At 73.8% G+C, this 16675-nt stretch carries 16 protein-coding genes; 1 reads left to right on the forward strand and 15 read right to left on the reverse strand.

Annotation, left to right across the window (positions count from 1 at the left end):
• Positions 1–186: 186 nt before the first annotated feature.
• The 15 genes from pheT to ACFQ11_RS28335 all read right to left on the reverse strand — a co-directional run bounded on the left by pheT (position 187) and on the right by ACFQ11_RS28335 (position 16213).
• A complete protein-coding gene (pheT, locus tag ACFQ11_RS28265) occupies positions 187–2664 on the reverse strand; it encodes a phenylalanine--tRNA ligase subunit beta (RefSeq protein WP_378304044.1) in 2478 nt (825 codons plus the stop codon).
• Complete coding sequence (gene pheS / locus ACFQ11_RS28270) at positions 2664–3773, reverse strand: phenylalanine--tRNA ligase subunit alpha (protein WP_378304047.1); 1110 nt, start codon at positions 3771–3773, stop codon at positions 2664–2666. The genes pheT and pheS overlap by 1 nt, the downstream gene beginning before the upstream one ends.
• 148 nt (positions 3774–3921) lie before the next feature.
• Complete coding sequence (locus tag ACFQ11_RS28275; protein ID WP_378304049.1) at positions 3922–4998, reverse strand: sensor histidine kinase; 1077 nt, start codon at positions 4996–4998, stop codon at positions 3922–3924.
• Between the two features lie 179 nt (positions 4999–5177).
• Positions 5178–5681 (reverse strand): STAS domain-containing protein, encoded by a 504-nt coding sequence (locus ACFQ11_RS28280; protein WP_378304051.1) that lies wholly within the window; start codon positions 5679–5681, stop codon positions 5178–5180.
• 182 nt (positions 5682–5863) lie between these two features.
• Positions 5864–6679: a TrmH family RNA methyltransferase gene (locus ACFQ11_RS28285; protein ID WP_378304053.1), complete on the reverse strand. Its 816-nt coding sequence runs from the start codon at positions 6677–6679 to the stop codon at positions 5864–5866.
• Positions 6680–6713: 34 nt separating this feature from the next.
• Positions 6714–7088, reverse strand: a complete 375-nt coding sequence (gene rplT, locus ACFQ11_RS28290; RefSeq protein WP_026404188.1) for a 50S ribosomal protein L20 — start codon at positions 7086–7088, stop codon at positions 6714–6716.
• A gap of 70 nt (positions 7089–7158) precedes the next feature.
• Positions 7159–7353, reverse strand: a complete 195-nt coding sequence (gene rpmI, locus ACFQ11_RS28295; protein WP_026404187.1) for a 50S ribosomal protein L35 — start codon at positions 7351–7353, stop codon at positions 7159–7161.
• A gap of 294 nt (positions 7354–7647) precedes the next feature.
• Positions 7648–8196 carry a translation initiation factor IF-3 gene (gene infC / locus ACFQ11_RS28300; protein WP_449193617.1) on the reverse strand — a complete coding sequence of 183 codons (549 nt, stop codon included), beginning with the start codon at positions 8194–8196 and terminating at the stop codon, positions 7648–7650.
• Between the two features lie 471 nt (positions 8197–8667).
• Positions 8668–9522, reverse strand: coding sequence for a shikimate dehydrogenase (locus tag ACFQ11_RS28305; RefSeq protein WP_378304058.1), 855 nt, complete (start codon positions 9520–9522; stop codon positions 8668–8670).
• 71 nt (positions 9523–9593) lie between these two features.
• Complete coding sequence (mltG, locus tag ACFQ11_RS28310; RefSeq protein WP_378304060.1) at positions 9594–10745, reverse strand: endolytic transglycosylase MltG; 1152 nt, start codon at positions 10743–10745, stop codon at positions 9594–9596.
• Positions 10742–11200 (reverse strand): Holliday junction resolvase RuvX, encoded by a 459-nt coding sequence (ruvX, locus tag ACFQ11_RS28315; RefSeq protein ID WP_378304062.1) that lies wholly within the window; start codon positions 11198–11200, stop codon positions 10742–10744. The genes mltG and ruvX overlap by 4 nt, the downstream gene beginning before the upstream one ends.
• A gap of 73 nt (positions 11201–11273) precedes the next feature.
• Complete coding sequence (gene alaS, locus ACFQ11_RS28320; RefSeq protein WP_378304065.1) at positions 11274–13943, reverse strand: alanine--tRNA ligase; 2670 nt, start codon at positions 13941–13943, stop codon at positions 11274–11276.
• 1 nt (position 13944) lies between these two features.
• Entirely contained in the window at positions 13945–14265 is a 321-nt protein-coding gene (locus ACFQ11_RS28325) for a hypothetical protein (RefSeq protein WP_378304067.1), read from the reverse strand.
• Entirely contained in the window at positions 14262–14693 is a 432-nt protein-coding gene (locus tag ACFQ11_RS28330) for a DUF948 domain-containing protein (RefSeq protein ID WP_378304069.1), read from the reverse strand. The genes ACFQ11_RS28325 and ACFQ11_RS28330 overlap by 4 nt, the downstream gene beginning before the upstream one ends.
• A 194-nt stretch (positions 14694–14887) precedes the next feature.
• Positions 14888–16213, reverse strand: coding sequence for a replication-associated recombination protein A (locus tag ACFQ11_RS28335; RefSeq protein WP_378304074.1), 1326 nt, complete (start codon positions 16211–16213; stop codon positions 14888–14890).
• A 278-nt stretch (positions 16214–16491) separates the two neighbouring features.
• Here ACFQ11_RS28335 and ACFQ11_RS28340 point away from each other — a divergent pair.
• The coding region (locus ACFQ11_RS28340) for a hypothetical protein (RefSeq protein WP_378304071.1) at positions 16492–16675 on the forward strand (184 nt) is incomplete at its 3' end.

Consider the following 16675-nt stretch of genomic DNA (forward strand, 5'->3'; position numbering starts at 1 on the left):
CGACCTCAGATCCTCAATGGACTCCCCTACCGGGCGGCGATGTGACGCGTTCAGACTACCCGAGCCCCTATCGCAACACAAGTAGCGTTTAGATTTTCTTCGGCGGAACGTCCCGGACGGCCGACACCCGATACGGGCGTGGCCCGGACCCTCGGGGGGTCCGGGCCACGTCGGCGGGCGCGAGCGTCAGGCGCCGCGCAGGGCCGCGCCGGTGCGGTCTGCGGCGGCGGCGACGGCCGCGTCCCGCGCGGCCGACGCCTCCTCGGCCGTCAGCGTCCGGTCCGGGGCGCGGAACCGCAGCGAGTACGCCAGCGACTTGCGGCCCTCGCCGACCTGCTCGCCGGTGTAGACGTCGAACAGCCGGATCGTCTCCAGCAGCTCCCCGGCGCCCTCGCGCAGCGCCGCCTCCACGTCGGCCGCGGGGACGGCGTCGTCCACGACCAGGGCGACGTCCTGCACGGCCACGGGGTAGGTCGACACGTGCGGCGCGCGGACCCGGACCGGCTCGCCGAGACGGCGCAGCTCCAGCTCCATCGCGCAGCTGCGCGGCGGCAGCCCGTACGCCTTCGTGACGCGCGGGTGCAGCTCGCCGGCGTGCCCGACGAGGGTGTCGCCGTGGTACAGGGCGGCGCAGCGGCCCGGGTGCCAGGGCGCGTGCCGGTCGGCCCGGACCGTCAGCTCCACCCCGACCTCGCGGGCGACCGTGCGGGCGGCCTCGATCGCGTCCGCCCACAGCGCCGGACGGCCCGCGCCCCACCAGCCGGACGCCTCGCGCTCGCCGGACAGCACGACCGCGACCCGGTGCGGCTGGTCGGGCAGCGCGGCCTCCACGGACGCGATCTCCCCGGCCGTCGGGCCCCGGTCCACCGCGAGGCGCGGCGCGGACCGCGGCGCGTCCGGGTCGGGCCGGAACACCACGCCCAGCTCGTACAGGGCGGCGTCGCCGAAACCGCGCCCGGTGTTCTGCGCGAGCGTCCGCAGCAGGCCCGGCAGCAGCGTGGTGCGCAGCAGCGGCTCCTGCTCCGACATCGGGTTGGCGACCCGCAGCGCGCGGCGCCGGGCGTCGCCGGCGGGGAGCTGCAGGTCGTCCCAGTCCTTCTCGGCGACGAACGGGAAGTTCAGCACCTCCACGTACCCGGCGCCGGCGAGGGCCCGGCCGACGCGGCGGCGCAGCCGCTGCTCGGCGGTGAGGCCCTTCCCGGCGGCCGGGCGCGGCGCCCGCACCGGGATGTTCTCGTACCCCTCCAGCCGGATGACCTCTTCGGCGAGGTCGTTCGGGTCGACGAGATCGGGACGCCACGACGGCGGCGTCACCGTCAGCTCGTCGTCGCCCTCGACGGTGCAGCCGACCTGCTCCAGCCGCCGCACGACGGCGTCGCGTCCGTAGGGCACGCCCGCGACCCGGGCGGGATGCCCGGCGGACATCGTGACGGCCGTCCGCTCGACGGGCGCCTCGGCGTGCGTCACCCCGGGAAGGACCTCGGCACCGCCCAGCTCGGCGAGCATCCGCGCCGCCCGGTAGGACGCGTACAGCGGCAGCTCGCGGTCGACGCCGCGCTCGAACCGGTGCGACGCCTCGCTGTGCAGCCGGTGCCGGCGGCACATCCGGGCGGTGCCGATCGCGTCGAAGTGCGCCGCCTCGATCACCATGTCGGACGACCGGTCGTCGATCTCGGTGGCCAGGCCGCCCATCGCGCCCGCCATCGAGATCGGGCCCGACTCGTCGGTGATGAGGACGTCCTCGGGGCCGAGCGTCCGCTTGACATGGTCGAGGGTCTCCAGGACCTCGCCGGACGACGCGCGCCGCACCACGATCGGGCCGGTGAGCTTGGCCCGGTCGAAGGCGTGCAGCGGCTGCCCGAGCTCCAGCATCACGTAGTTGGTGACGTCGACGGCCAGCGACACCGGGCGCATGCCGGCGCGGTGCAGCCGGACGCGCATCCACATCGGCGTCGGCGCGTCCGGGTCGAAGCCGCGGACCTCGCGCAGGACGAACCGGTCGCAGGCGGACGGGTCGGCGATGCTCGCCGGGTACGCCTCGCCGGACGCCGCGGGGAGCTCGATGTCCGCGGGGTCGGTGAACGGGAGGCCGTAGGCGGTCGCGGCCTCGCGGGCGATGCCGCGGATCGACAGCGCGTAGCCGCGGTCGGGCGTGACGGCGATGTCGAGAACGTCGTCGCGGAGCCCGAGCAGCTCGATCGCGTCCGCGCCGACCGGCGCGTCCGCCGGCAGCACCAGGATGCCGCCCTGGTCGTCGCCGATGCCGAGCTCGGCGACCGAGCAGATCATGCCCTCGGACATCTTGCCGTAGGTCTTGCGCGCGCCGATCTCGAAGCCGCCCGGCAGCACGCCGCCGGGGAGGATCGCGACGATGCGGTCGCCGACGGCGAAGTTCGTCGCGCCGCACACGATGTTCTGCGGCTCACCGGTGCCGTTGGCGTCGCCGACGTCGACCCGGCAGTACCGGATCGGCTTCTTGAACCCGGTCAGCTCCTCGATCGCCAGGACCTCGCCGACGACCAGCGGGCCGGTGATGTCGGCGCCGGCCCGCTCGACGGTCTCGACCTCCAGGCCCGCCGCGATCAGCTTCTCCGCCAGGTCGCGGCCGGTCACGTCCGCCGGCAGCGCGACGTGCTCGCGCACCCAGGAAAGCGGGGCCCGCATCAGATCTCCATCCCGAACGGGAGGGTGAACCGGACGTCGCCCTCCACCATGTCGTACATGTCCTCCACGCCGTGCCGGAACATCAGCGTCCGCTCGACGCCCAGCCCGAACGCCCAGCCGCTGTAGCGGTCCGGGTCGACGCCGCAGGCCGTCAGCACCCGCGGGTTGACCATGCCGCAGCCGCCGAGCTCGATCCAGCCCTCCGAGCCGCAGGTGCGGCACGGCGCGCCGCCGGGCTCGGCGGACGCGCCCCGGCACACGAAGCACTGCATGTCCACCTCGGCGGACGGCTCGGTGAACGGGAAGTAGGACGGCCGGAACCGCGTCGCCAGGCCCGCGCCGAACATCCCGGCGACGAACGCCTCGATGCCGCCGCGCAGGTCCGCCATCGTCAGCCCCTCGTCGACGGCGAGGCCCTCGAGCTGGTGGAAGACGGGGCTGTGCGTGGCGTCCAGCTCGTCGGTGCGGAACGTGCGGCCCGGCGCCACCACGTACACCGGCAGGTCCCGCGACAGCAGCGACCGGATCTGCACCGGGGAGGTGTGCGTGCGCAGCACCAGCCCGGTCTCCTCCGCCTCGACGAAGAAGGTGTCCTGCATCGTGCGGGCCGGATGGTCGGGCTTGAAGTTCAGGGCGTCGAAGTTGAACCACTCCGCCTCGACCTCGGGCCCCTCGGCGACCTCGAAGCCCATGGAGACGAAGACGTCGGCCATCCGCTCCTGCATGGTCGTCAGCGGGTGCCGTGCGCCGCGCGGCGCACGGTCCCAGGGCAGGGAGACGTCGACGGTCTCCTCGACCAGGACGCGCTGGTCGCGTTCGTCCTCGAGCTCGGCCTGGCGCTTCTTGATCGCCTGGCCGACGGCGCCGCGGGCGGCGCCGATGCGCTTGCCGGCGTCGGCGCGGGCCGCGGGAGGCAGCGCACCGATCTCGCGGTTGGCGAGGGCCAGCGGCGAGCGGTCGCCGGCGTGCGCCAGGCGGACCTGCTTGAGGTCGTCGAGGTCGGCGGCGGCGGCGATGGCGGCGAGGGCCGCGTCGCGGGCCCGCTCCACCTCCTCCGGCTTCAGCGCGGACACCTCGACGGGGTCATAGGACTTATTGGGTGCAGACATGGCTGTGTGATCGACTCCGGTCGGCGTGGGACGCCCGCAGTCTAGTGCGCGGGCGGCGGATGTCCGGTCAGCGTGCGCGTGCCGCGCGGCCCGCCGGAGCCCCGGGGCGCCTGCGCGCGCCCGGTTCCAGAACGGTTCCGGACGGCCGTCAGACGGCGTAGTCGGGGGCCCCTGCGGGCATGGTAAATCGGAACTCGGCGCCGCCGCCGGGCGCGCGCCGCACGGTGATCACTCCGCCGTGCGCCTCGACGAGGCCCTTCACGATGTAGAGCCCGAGGCCGGTGCCGCCGCGGCGGTTGCCGCCGGGACCGCGCCAGAACTGCCGGAAGACGCGCTGGACGGCCTCGGGCGGAATGCCCTCGCCCTCGTCCCGCACCGACACGGCGGCCCCCTCCTTGTGCGCGTCCGGCTCCACCACGATTGTGACGGTTCCGGCGCCGTGCCGCACCGCGTTTTCCACCAGGTTCCCGAGAATCTGGTCGACCTTGTCGGGATCGAGCCACATCTCCGGCAGCTCGCCGCGGACCTCGAACCGGAACCGGTCCGCGGGCTCCCCGGCCGCGACCCGGCCGGCGATGACCTTGCGGACCTCCTCGGCGAGGTCGACGACCTGGCGGCGCATCTCCAGGCGCCCCGCCTCGATGCGGGACACGTCGAGCAGCTCGGTGATGAGCCGCGTCACCCGGTCGGCGTCGGCGTTGACCGTCTCCAGCATGACGCGCTTCTGGTCGTCGTTGAACCGGTGCCACTTGGCCAGCAGCGTCGCGGTGAACCCCTTGACGCTGGTCAGCGGAGAGCGCAGTTCGTGGGCGACCGTGGACACCAGGTCGGCGCGGTCGCGCTCGCGCCGGGCGCGCTGCCGGGCGTCGCGCAGGCACACGGTGAATCGTTCCACCCGCCCCTCGGCGTCCCGCCGGTACGCGGCCGTCACCAGCAGCTCCGCGCCGCCGGGCCGGAACAGGGTCTGCTCGGGGTGCCGGGTGCGGGTCGACAGCCCCTCGTACGGCGCGAGGCACTTCCACCAGTCGCGGCCCTCCGCGTCGTGCAGGGGCAGGACGTCGCGGAAGTCGCGGCCGATCGCGTCCGCGGCGGCGATCCCCGTCATGCGCTCGGCGGCGGCGTTGAAGGTCACGATCCGGGCATCGCGGTCGGCGACCAGCAGCCCGTCGGGCAGGTCGTCGGCCGGATTCCGCCGGGGGCCGGGCGCGGGCACGCGCGCGGCCACGCGCGGGGGTTCCTCTCCGCCCAAAGCGGCCTCCAGAACACCGAGGGGGACGCGGCCTGTCGGATACGACTCTATCGGCAGTCCCGCACCCCCGGGGACCCGGGAAACACCGTGAGGCAAGGCTTTTGTGGCCGTACCGGAGGCCGCCGCCGCCCCGGCGGGCCCGTGCCCGCCCGCGATCAGACGAACGCCTCGTCCGGGTCGTTGTGCAGGGTGAAGAGCCGGTGCAGGCCGGTGATGCGGAGCAGACGCCGCTGGGCGGGGCGCACCCGGGCGAGGGCGATGCGGCCGCCGTCGGCGGAGATCTCGTTGTGCGCCGCGACGAGCGCGCCGAGGCCGGTGGCGTCGCAGAACGCGACGCCCGCGAAGTCGACGACGAGGCGGCGCGAGCCCGCGGCGTGCAGGGCGACGAGGCGGGCGCGCAGCGTGTCCGCGGTGTGCAGGTCGATCTCGCCCGCCACCGCGACGACCGCGGTGTCGCCGTGCGACCGGGCGACGTCGATCTCCAGGCCGGGGACCGCCGGCGCGCCGTCCGCGTCGCGCGGCGGCGGCACGAGCACGGCGGTGCCGGTGCACCTGATCTCCGGCCCCGGCCTGCCCGCCCGTCCGGCCGCGTTCTTGGTCATCACGTTCGCCCCCAGTTCGCGCGGCATCGTCGCCGCCCTGGTCAACACAGTAGGCATCCGGTGGAACGCTCGTACTCCCTCGCCGGTCCGACTTCCCGTCCTCCTTAGGGACGAGGCCCGGCACGAGACGGGCCCCCGCCACGCGTCCACGGAAGCGTCCATTGTCCCAGGCGGAGCGGCGGTCCGCCGCCGGTTCGGCGACCTCATGCGGCCATCCGGCCACGGAACGCAGTCGCCGGTCAGCCTCCGCGCTGCGCGCGAGCGGACGCGTAGAGGCACACGGCCGCGGCCGTGGCCAGGTTGAGGCTCTCGGCGCGGCCGTAGATCGGGACGCGCACGACCTCGTCGACGTGGTGCAGGATCTCGTCCGGCAGTCCCCACGCCTCGTTGCCGAACACCCAGGCGGTGGGACGGGCGAGCACCCCGTCGTCGATCGCGGCGTCGAGGGTGCGCTCCCCGGCGCCGTCCGCCGCCAGGACCGTGAGCCCGGCGTTCCTGAACTCGGCGATCAGGTCCTCGAAGCGGGGCCCGACGACCACCGGCAGGTGGAACAGGCTGCCCGCGGAGGCGCGCACGCACTTGCCGTTGTAGGGGTCGACGGAGGCGTCGGTGAAGACGACGGAGTCCGATCCGGCCGCGTCGGCGGTGCGCAGGACGGTCCCGGCGTTGCCCGGGTCGCGGACGTGCGCGAGCACGGTGACGAGCCGGGGGCCGGTCTCCAGCGCGCGGGCGAGGGGGACGTCGACGAACTCGCAGACGGCGAGCAGCCCCTGCGGGGTGACCGTCTGGGCGAGCTCGGCCATGACCTCGCCGCTCACCCGCAGCACCGGCACTCCGGCGCGTTCGGCGGCGAGGACGAGTTCGTGGTGCCGGGTCTCGGCCTCGGCCGTGGTGTACAGCTCGGCGAGGCCGCCCGGGATCTCCAGCGCCTCCCGGACCGCCTGCGGCCCCTCGGCGAGGAACAGGCGCGCGCGGCGCCGGAAGGCGCGCTTGGCGAGCCGACGAGCGGACTTCACCCGTGGTGATCGCAGGGAGGTCAGCTCGCGGCCCGCCATATCGCTGTGTTCGCCTTGTCGCCGGCGGGCCGGCTCAGGCGGCCTTCCCTTCGGCGGGGAGGGCGTCCTTGGCCACCTGGACGAGCGCGGCGAACGCCGCGGCGTCGTTGACGGCCAGCTCGGCGAGCATGCGCCGGTCGACCTCGATCTCGGCCGCCTTCAGGCCCTGGATGAACCGGTTGTAGGTGATCCCGTTGGCGCGGGCGGCGGCGTTGATGCGCTGGATCCACAGCCGGCGGAACTGGCCCTTGCGGTCCTTGCGGTCCCGGAAGGCGTAGGTCATCGAGTGGAGCTGCTGCTCCTTGGCCTTGCGGTACAGGCGCGACCGCTGGCCGCGGTAGCCGCTCGACCGCTCAAGGACGACCCGACGCTTCTTGGCGGCGTTGACCGCCCGCTTCACGCGTGCCACGTGCTGAACTCCTTCGTGGGGGCCGGGGCCCGTCTGGACCCGGCCGGTCGCTGATGGTGCCGGTCGAGTGCTACTTGCGCAGCAGCTTCTTGATGTTCTTGGCGTCGGCGTCGGCCACCACGGCCGGGCCGTCGAGGCGGCGGGTCCGCTTGGACGGCTTGTGCTCGAGCAGGTGGTTCTTGTTGGCGCGGCGGCGCATCACCTTGCCGGAGCCGGTCAGCTTGAACCGCTTCTTGGCACCGCTGTGGGTCTTCGTCTTCGGCATGGTCGCCGTCGTCTCCCTCGTTCCGGCCTCCGTGCGGCGGCACGGAGGCGTGCCTGATCGGCGCACCGCACGGCGGTACGGGCCGCTTTCGCGCCCGTGTCCCGTGTGACGCGCCTGGTCAGGCGTCAATGTACGTGCGTGACGGCCTCGCGCGAACACGAGGCCACGGTTCGGGCCCGCCGTCGGGCAGGCCCTCGCCGGTTCTTCTCGGGGAGACGCCCCGGACTCCCCGGCGGCGGCCCGGCCGGAGCCGGGCCGAACGCGCCGCGTTCAGGCGTGGCGCCCGGTCGCCGTTCAAGCGGTGCCGGACTCCTCGTGCCCGCGCGCGGTCTTCTTCTTGTGCGGACCGATCACCATGATCATATTCCGGCCGTCCTGCTTGGGCCGCGACTCGACGAAGCCGAGCTCCTCGACGTCGTCGGCCAGCCGCTGCAGGAGCCGGCGCCCCAGCTCCGGACGGGACTGCTCACGGCCACGGAACATGATCGTGACCTTGACCTTGTCCCCGGCCTTCAGGAACCGCACCACGTGACCCTTCTTGGTCTCGTAGTCGTGCGGGTCGATCTTCGGGCGGAGCTTGATCTCCTTGATGACCGTGTGCGCCTGGTTCTTCCGCGCCTCACGGGCCTTCATCGCGGACTCGTACTTGAACTTGCCGTAGTCCATGAGCTTCGCGACGGGCGGACGCGCGGTGGGCGCCACCTCGACGAGGTCGAGGTCCGACTCACGCGCGAGTTCAAGGGCCTTGGCGATGGGCACGATGCCCACCTGTTCGCCGTTCGGGCCGACGAGCCGGACCTCGGGCACGCGAATGCGGTCGTTGATACGCGGTTCGGCGCTGATGGGACCTCCTTGGGGCCGTTCTCAAGTTCTGGGACCGGTCGTACCCTGAGGCTTCCCACAAGAAAAGCCCCGCACGACTCGCATACGGGGCCACCTTCGGTCTCCCCGGGACGGACTGCCGCCCGGGGACGACGGCGAAGCGGACGCTTCGCGCCCGTCCGCCGGACCGTTACCCACCGGCCCTTTCGGCCGGTCAGGTGGGAGGTGGCCTCCGCTTGAGCGCCCGGCACGTACGATCTCGAGAGATCGCGCGCACTGGGCCGGTCGGCCTCCAAGACTACCACCGTCGGAGGCGTCCGTGAGCCCGACCGGAAATCCGTCCGCCGCGCACGCCGCGCCGACGGCTGAGCGACGGGACGAGCCGGGCGTCGAGTGAGGTACGCCGGTCACCGGCATCACTGTGGTCAACCGCCGGGAACCCCCCGGAATTCCCGGCCGGCGGGGGCGTTCCGCCCCCGCGGGCGGGTCCGGTCAGCCGCGGCGGGCCAGTTCGGCCTCCCCGGCGGCGCGCATCGCCTCCACCGGGACGTCGTCACGGCCGGTCATCAGCGCCACCTGCCGGACGGCCTGGTGCAGCAGCATCGGGAAGCCGCCGACGACCGTCCCGCCCGCCCGTTCGACGGCCGCCGCGAGGACGGTCGGCCACGGCGCGTAGACGACGTCGAACAGCGCCGCCCCGGACGCGGCGACGGGGGCGGCGAACGCGTCGGCGGCGCGGCCGGGCAGCGTCGACACCACCAGCTCCGCCGGGAGGTGGTCCCCGACGCGGTCGAGCGTGACGACCTCGACGGCGAGCCCGAACCGCTCCCCCACCGCGGCCGTCCCTGCGGCGCGCCCGGGCGTGCGGACGGCCAGGACGGCCTCGGCGGTGCCGAGCCGGGCGAGCGCCGCGAGCGCGGACGCGGCGGTCGCGCCGCCGCCCAGCACGAGGGCGGACGCGGGCGCCGCCCCGGGCGCCGCGACGCCCGCCTCGGTGAGCGCGGCGACGATGCCGTGCACGTCGGTGTTGTCGGCGTGGCGCCGCCCGTCCCGCAGGACGAGCGTGTTCGCGCCGCCGACCCCGGCCGCCAGGTCCGACACCGAGTCGGCGAGGTCGAGCGCGACGCGCTTGAGCGGCATGGTCAGCGACAGCCCGGCCCATTCGGGCCCGAGCCCGCCGAGGAAGCCGGCCAGCTCCGGCTCGCCGCACTCGACGGCCTCGTACGTCCACGCGCCGTCCAGTCCCATCGCCGCGTACGCCGCCCGGTGCAGCACCGGGGACAGCGAGTGCGCGATCGGCGACCCGAGCACGGCCGCGCGGCGGCCGGTGCGGCCGGTGTCGCTCACGTTTCCTCCTCCAGGAAGACCGGGCCGCCCGGCGGTCCCGCCGGGCGGCCCTGTGCTCTGCCGGTGTCAGGTCAGTTGCCGGGGTTCCGGCGCTGCCACTCCTCGAACTCCCGCTCGTTCTTCGCGTGTTCCTCGTAGGTCTCGGCGAACTTGGTGACCTTGTTGGTGGGGTCGGTGGCGACGAAGTAGAGCCATTCCCCCTCTTCGGGGTTCAGCGCCGCCTCGATCGCCGCCTCGCCGGGGTTGGAGATCGGCCCCGGCGTCAGTCCCTCGTGCCTGTAGGTGTTGTAGGGGTGATCGAGCTTCGTGTCCGCCACGCTCACCGCCAGCCGCCGTTCCTTGAGCGCGTACAGCAGGGTCGTGTCGAACTGCAGCTTCATCCCGATCTTGATCCGGTTGTAGATGACCCGGGAGATCTTGGGCAGGTCGGACGGCTTGCCGCCCTCGGCCTGCACCAGGCTGGCCAGCGTGACGACCTTCGCCGGGTCCAGGTCCGCCTCCTCGGCCTTGCGCTCCAGGCCCGTGGACTCCGCGTACTGGACGAACCGCGCCACCATCTGCTTGAGGATGTCCTCCGCCGAGCCGTTCGGGTCGAGGTTGTAGCGGCCGGGGAAGAGGTAGCCCTCGACCTTGCCGCCGGCGTACTCGGGCAGCCCGAGCGCCTCGGTGTTCTTCGCGGCCTTCTCGAACTCCTCGATGGGGATGCCCGTCTTCTTCGCGAGCAGCTCGTACGTCTCGTAGGCGCGCCGTCCCTCGGGGACGGTGATCTGGTTGCCCGCGCGGGACTTCGGATCGAGCAGCAGCGCCATGGCGGCCTTCGAGGACATCTTCTGGCGCATCTGGTAGAAGCCCGGCTGGATGCTGGACGAGCGCGTCTCGGCGTTCCACACCTTCAGGAACGCGCGGGCGCTCTTGACGACGCCGTGGTCCTCCAGGGCCGCCGCGATCGCCGTGCCGCTGGCGCCCTCGGTGACCTGGACCGTGACACTGCCGGTGCCGGCACCGTCGTAGTCCGGCGGATTGAGCCGGTTGTCGAGCATGGCGACCCCGAGCACGCCGGCGGTGCCGAAGACCGCCACGAGGAACGCCAACGCGAAGAACACCGCCGCGCGGCCGTTCCGGCGGCGCTTCTGGCGCTTGCCCAGGCGCCGCTGGTCCCGGCGCCCTGCGGGGCGGCCCTGCCGGCCGCCCTGCTGTTCTGAGAAAATGTCCAAATCGTTCATGAGCTTCCCCGGACGATCTCGCCTGGGGGACGCCCAGTCAACCGTTCCGCGTCAAGTGCCGCCTGGAGCAGCACGGCCGCCGCCGCCTGGTCGACGACCTTGCGGCGGGCCTGCCCGCGCACGCCCCCCGCGCGCAGGCCGCTCTCCGCCGTCACGGTTGTGAGGCGTTCGTCGTACAGCCGCACCGCGCCCTCGGGCAGCCGTCCCGCCAGGCGGCGCGCGAAGGCGCGCGCCGCCTCCGCCGCCGGGCCCTCCCGGCCCGACAGCGTGGTGGGCAGCCCGACGACGACCTCGATCGCCTCGTGCTCGGCGGTGAGCTCCACGAGCCGGTCGACGTCCCCCTTCCCGCTCCTGACGGTCTCCAGCGGGGAGGCGAGAACGCCGCGGGGATCGCAGCGCGCCACGCCCACGCGGACGCTGCCGACGTCGACGGCGAGGCGCACCCCCGGCCTCACCGCGCGGCTCCCGTCCGGCTCCGAATCCCTCGATCCGGGTCCCCCGGTAGCCCCTTACCCCCGGCTGCGGGGATCACGCGGCCCCTACGGCTCGCTCGACCGCGCCCATCGCGGCGTCCACGGCGGACGCGTCGGCGCCGCCCCCCTGGGCGAGGTCGTCCTTGCCGCCACCGCCGCCGCCGAGCGTCTTGGCGGCGAGGCCGACGAGCGCGCCGGCCTTCAGGCCGCGCTCGCGGGCGCCCTCGGTGACGGCGACGACCACGACGGGACGGTCCTTGGGGACACCCGCGATCATCACCACGGCGGGGCGGGCGGCGAGCCTGCCCCGCACGTCCACGGCGAGCTTGCGCAGGTCGTCGGCGCCGGTGCCGTCCGGGGCGCGGTGCGCGGCGAACGCGACGCCGCCGAGGTCGCGGGCGCCCTCGGCGAGGGACCCGGCGATCTGCAGCACCTGGGCGGCGCGCAGCCGCTCGAGTTCCCTCTCGGCGTCCCGCAGCCGCGTCACGATGCCGGAGACGCGCTCGGGCAGTTCCTCCTTGCGCGTCTTGAGCTGCTCGGCGAGCTGCGCGACGAGGACGTTCTCGCGGGCGAGGAAGCGGAAGGCGTCGATGCCGACGAGGGCCTCGACGCGGCGGACGCCGGCGCCGATGGACGACTCGCCGAGCACCTTGACCAGACCGAGCTGACCGGAGCGGGCGACGTGGGTGCCGCCGCACAGCTCGCGGGAGTAGTCGCCGATCTCGACGACGCGGACCTCGTCGCCGTACTTCTCGCCGAACAGGGCGAGGGCGCCCATGGCGCGGGCCTCGTCGATCGAGGTGTGGAAGGCGCGGACGTCGTGGTCGCCGACCAGGACCTCGTTGACCTCGTCCTCGACGTCGCGCAGCACGCTCTCCGGGACGGCGCCGGTCGCGGTGAAGTCGAACCGGAACCGGCCGGGCGAGTTCTCCGACCCGGCCTGCGCGGCGGACTCGCCGAGCGCCCGGCGGAAGCCGGCGTGGACCATGTGCGTCGCGCTGTGCGAGCGGGAGATCGCGCGCCGCCGTTCGACGTCGATCTCGGCGAACGCGGAGTCGCCGGCCTGCGCCTCGCCGCTGCGGACGCGGCCGCGGTGCACGATCAGCCCCGGCAGCGGCGCCTGCACGTCGGTGATCTCGATGACGGCGCCGTTGCCGAGCCGGATCACGCCGTGGTCGGCGAGCTGGCCGCCGCCCTCGGCGTAGAACGGGGTGCGGTCGAGGACGACCTCGACCTCGGTGCCCTCCCCGGCGGCCTGCGCGCCGGCCCCGTTGATCAGCAGGCCGACGAGCCGGGCTTCGCCGACGACGTCGGTGTAGCCGGTGAAGTCGACCCGCCCGCCCGCGCCGGTCAGCAGCGCGTCCAGGACGGAGACGTCGAGGTTGCCGGTCTTCTTGTCGCGGGCGTCCTTCTTGGCGCGGTCCCGCTGCTCCTGCATGAGCCGCCGGAAGCCGTCCTCGTCGACCCGCAGGCCCTGCTCGGCGGCCATCTCCAGGGTGAGGTCGATGGGGAAGCCGTAGGTGTCGTGCAGCTTGAACGCCTGGTCGCCGGCCAGCGCGGCGCCGCCGGACCGCTTCGTCTCGGCGACCGCGGTGTCGAAGATCGCGGTGCCGGTGCGCAGCGTCTGGAGGAAGGAGTCCTCCTCGGCGTCGATGACCGCGTGGATGTTCGCGGCGGTGCGGACCAGCTCGGGGTACTGCTCGCCCATCGCGGCGACCGCGACGGCGGTCAGCTCGTGCATCAGCCCGGCGTCCTCGCCGCCCAGCAGCCGCAGGTTGCGGATGGAGCGGCGCAGGATGCGGCGCAGCACGTAGCCGCGGCCCTCGTTGCCGGGGCGGATGCCGTCGGCGACCATCATCGTGCCGCTGCGCACGTGGTCGGCGATGACGCGCAGCGACACGTCCGCACGGTGGTCGCGGCCGTAGCGGGTGCCGGTGAGCCCGGCGGCGCGGTCGAGGACGCGCCAGAGGGTGTCGGTCTCGTAGATGTTGTCGACGCCCTGCAGGATCGCCGCCATGCGCTCCAGGCCCATGCCGGTGTCGATGTTCTTGGCGGGCAGGTCGCCGAGGATCGGGAAGTCGGTCTTGCTCTCCCCCGGGCCCCGCTCGAACTGCATGAACACGAGGTTCCACACCTCGAGGTAGCGGTCCTCGTCGGCGACCGGCCCGCCGTCGCGGCCGTACTCGGGCCCGCGGTCGTAGTAGATCTCCGAGCAGGGGCCGCAGGGGCCGGGGACGCCCATCGACCAGAAGTTGTCCTCCATGCCGCGCCGCTGGATGCGGTCGAGGGGGACGCCGACCTTGTCGTGCCAGATGTCGCGGGCCTCGTCGTCGTTCTCGAAGACGGTCACCCACAGCTTCTCTTCGGGGAATCCGAACCCGCCGTCCTCGCGGGAGCGCGTCAGCAGCTCCCAGGCGAACGGGATCGCCTGCTCCTTGAAGTAGTCCCCGATGGAGAAGTTGCCCAGCATCTGGAAGAACGTGGCGTGCCGGGTGGTCTTGCCGACCTCTTCGATGTCGGGGGTCCGCACGCACTTCTGCGCGCTGGTCATCCGCTGGGAGGGCGGCGTCCGCTGGCCGAGGAAGTACGGCTTGAACGGGACCATGCCGGCGTTGACCAGCAGCAGCGTGGGGTCCTCCGCGATCAGGCTGGCCGACGGCACCACCGTGTGCCCGCGCTCTTCGAAGAACTTGAGGAAGCGGCGTGCGACCTCTGCCGACTCCATATCAGTGGCCATCCTTGTCGTCATCGATGATCGTGTATCGCCCGCGCAGCACCCGGCGGGGCCGGGCGTCGTCCTGCTCGGGCGGAGCCTGGTCCATGCGGACGGCCTCGCGCAGTTCCTCCTCGCGGGCCCGCATCTCGGTGCGGACGTCCGCGGCGAACAGTTTCAGCCGCTCGCCCGCGCCCTGCCCGGAGGACACCGCGCGCGCCGCGACGCTCTCCGGGGTCAGCGACCGCGCGAACCGCTCGACGCGGCGCTTGACGCGGTGCGTGGCGTAGACGCCGGCGCCCGCGCCGACCGAGAGCCAGAACAGCCTTTTCACCTGCGTCCCCTTCCGCTCTTGCGCGTCCCGCGGCCCGGCTCCAGCCGGGGCCTGCCCGAGTCGGCGGGCCGTCCCTCGCCCTCCCGGTTGCCGATGGCCTTGCGGACCCCGTAGGAGAACGCGGCGGCCTTCACCAGCGGGCCGCCCACCACCGAGGACATGACGGTGGTGACGGCCGAGACGTTCTGCGTGACGCCGGCGACCTGCTTGGTGATGACGTCGGTGCGGCCGAGCTGCTCGTCGGCCCGCTTGACCGTGCGCGCCATGTCGTCCAGCAGCGGACCGGCCTGCTCGCCGAAGTCGCGGACGACCTTGCCGGCCTCGTCGAGCAGGCGGGCGAGCTTCAGCAGAGTGAGCGCGACGAACGCGACGAGCACCGCCCAGAACACGGCCACGATGAGGCCGGCAACCTGTCCACCAGTGAGCATCAGGGCTTTCCGTTCGCTGTGTGTTCGGCCCGGGGCCGGGCTTGCGGCCGGCCCGCGCCGGCCGGCATGCCGACCGACCCTACCGGGCCGTCCGGTCCGGCCCCCCGCGGCGCGGACCCCGCACCCGGGGCGTCGCACCCAAGATTATCGGGATCGGGCGCCGGTTGCCGGGCGCACCGCTGCGCGCGACCTTCTCAGGCTCGTTCGCCGCTCCCCCGCAGCACCGAGCGGATCCGCGCGAGGATCTCGGTGAAGCGGGACTCGGCCCCGTGCCGGGTCGGGCGATAGTACTCCCGGCCGTGCACCGCGTCGGGCGCGTACTGCTGGCGGACGACGCCGCCCGGGTGGTCGTGCGCGTACTTGTAGCCCTTCCCGTGCCCGAGCTTGGCGGCGCCCTTGTAGTGGGCCTCCCGCAGATGCGCCGGGACGGGACCCGCGAGGCCCTTGCGGACGTCGCCGAGCGCCCCGTCCACCGCCGTGATCACCGCGTTGGACTTGGGCGCCAGGGAGAGATGGATCACCGCCTGCGCGAGGTTGATGCGCGCTTCGGGCAGCCCGACGAACTCGACGGCCTGCGCCGCCGCCACCGCCGTCTGCAGGGCGGTCGGGTCGGCCATCCCGACGTCCTCGCTGGCGTGCACGATCAGCCGCCGGGCGATGAACCGGGGGTCCTCCCCGGCCTCGATCATCCGGGCGAGGTAGTGCAGCGCGGCGTCCACGTCGCTGCCGCGGATGCTCTTGATGAACGCGCTGATGACGTCGTAGTGCTGGTCGCCCTCGCGGTCGTAGCGGACGGCCGCGCGGTCGACCGCCCGCTCGAGCACCTCGGGGTCGATCAGCGGGACGTCCGCGTCGCCGTCCGTCCCGTCGCCTGTCCCGTCGCCCGTCCCGCCGTCCGTCCCGTCGCCGGCGCCGGCGACGAGGGCGGCGGCCTCCAGGTAGGTGAGGGCCCGGCGCGCGTCGCCGCCCGCGAGGCGGACGAGATGGTCCTCGGCGGCGGGGTCGAGGCGGACGGAGCCGCCGAGTCCGCGCTCCTCGGCGATCGCGCGGCCGACCACCTCGCGCAGCGCGTCGTCGCCGAGCGGCTCCAGCGTGAGCAGCAGCGACCGCGACAGCAGCGGACTGATCACAGAGAAGAAGGGGTTCTCGGTGGTCGCGCCGATGAACGACACCCACCGGTTCTCCACGGCCGGGAGCAGCGCGTCCTGCTGGGCCTTGTTGAAGCGGTGCACCTCGTCGACGAACAGGACGGTCTGCCGTCCGGTCATGCCCAGCTCGCGGCGCGCGAGGTCGATCTCGGCGCGCACCCGCTTGACTCCGTCGCTGACGGCGGACACCTCCACGAAGCGGCGGGAGGTGACGTGGCTGACGACCGTGGCGAGCGTGGTCTTGCCGGTGCCGGGCGGGCCCCACAGGACGAGCGACATCGGGGCGTCCCGGTCGACGAGCTGCCGGATCGGGGTGCCGGGGCCGAGCAGGTGCGCCTGCCCGACGACCTCGTCGAGGCCGCGCGGCCGCATACGCACGGCGAGCGGCTGCCTGTCCGTCCCCCCGGAGGACCCGGACGCGCCCGGCGCGGCGGACGCGGCGGGCACGCCGCGCGCGTCGCCCGCCGTGTCGTCGCGGGCACCGCCCGTGGTCGTCGGATCGTCGAACAGGCTTTCCGCTTGGCCCGATTCCGCCCTGCTGGTCACGCTCCGACATTATCTCCCCCGGGGGACGCGCCGATCCGCCCGCGACCGCGGGAACCGCGGGCCGGGCGGGCGCGTTGATACGCCCCGGAGGAGAAAGCGGGAAAGTGACCGAGACGAGGACGGCCCCCATGCGGGCGAACGGGCGGAGCGGGCTCGCGGGCCTGCTCGTGGCCCTGTTCGTCGTTGCCGGGATGGTGGCCGGCTACGGGCACGGGCACGCCCCGCCGAGGCGGCTCTGCACCGAGCACGCCGTGAGCGCGGCGAGCGCCGCCGCGGCGGCGGGCGGCT

It is taken from the genome of Actinomadura sediminis, from assembly GCF_042675525.1.
Taxonomy (GTDB): Bacteria; Actinomycetota; Actinomycetes; order Streptosporangiales; family Streptosporangiaceae; genus Spirillospora; species Spirillospora sediminis.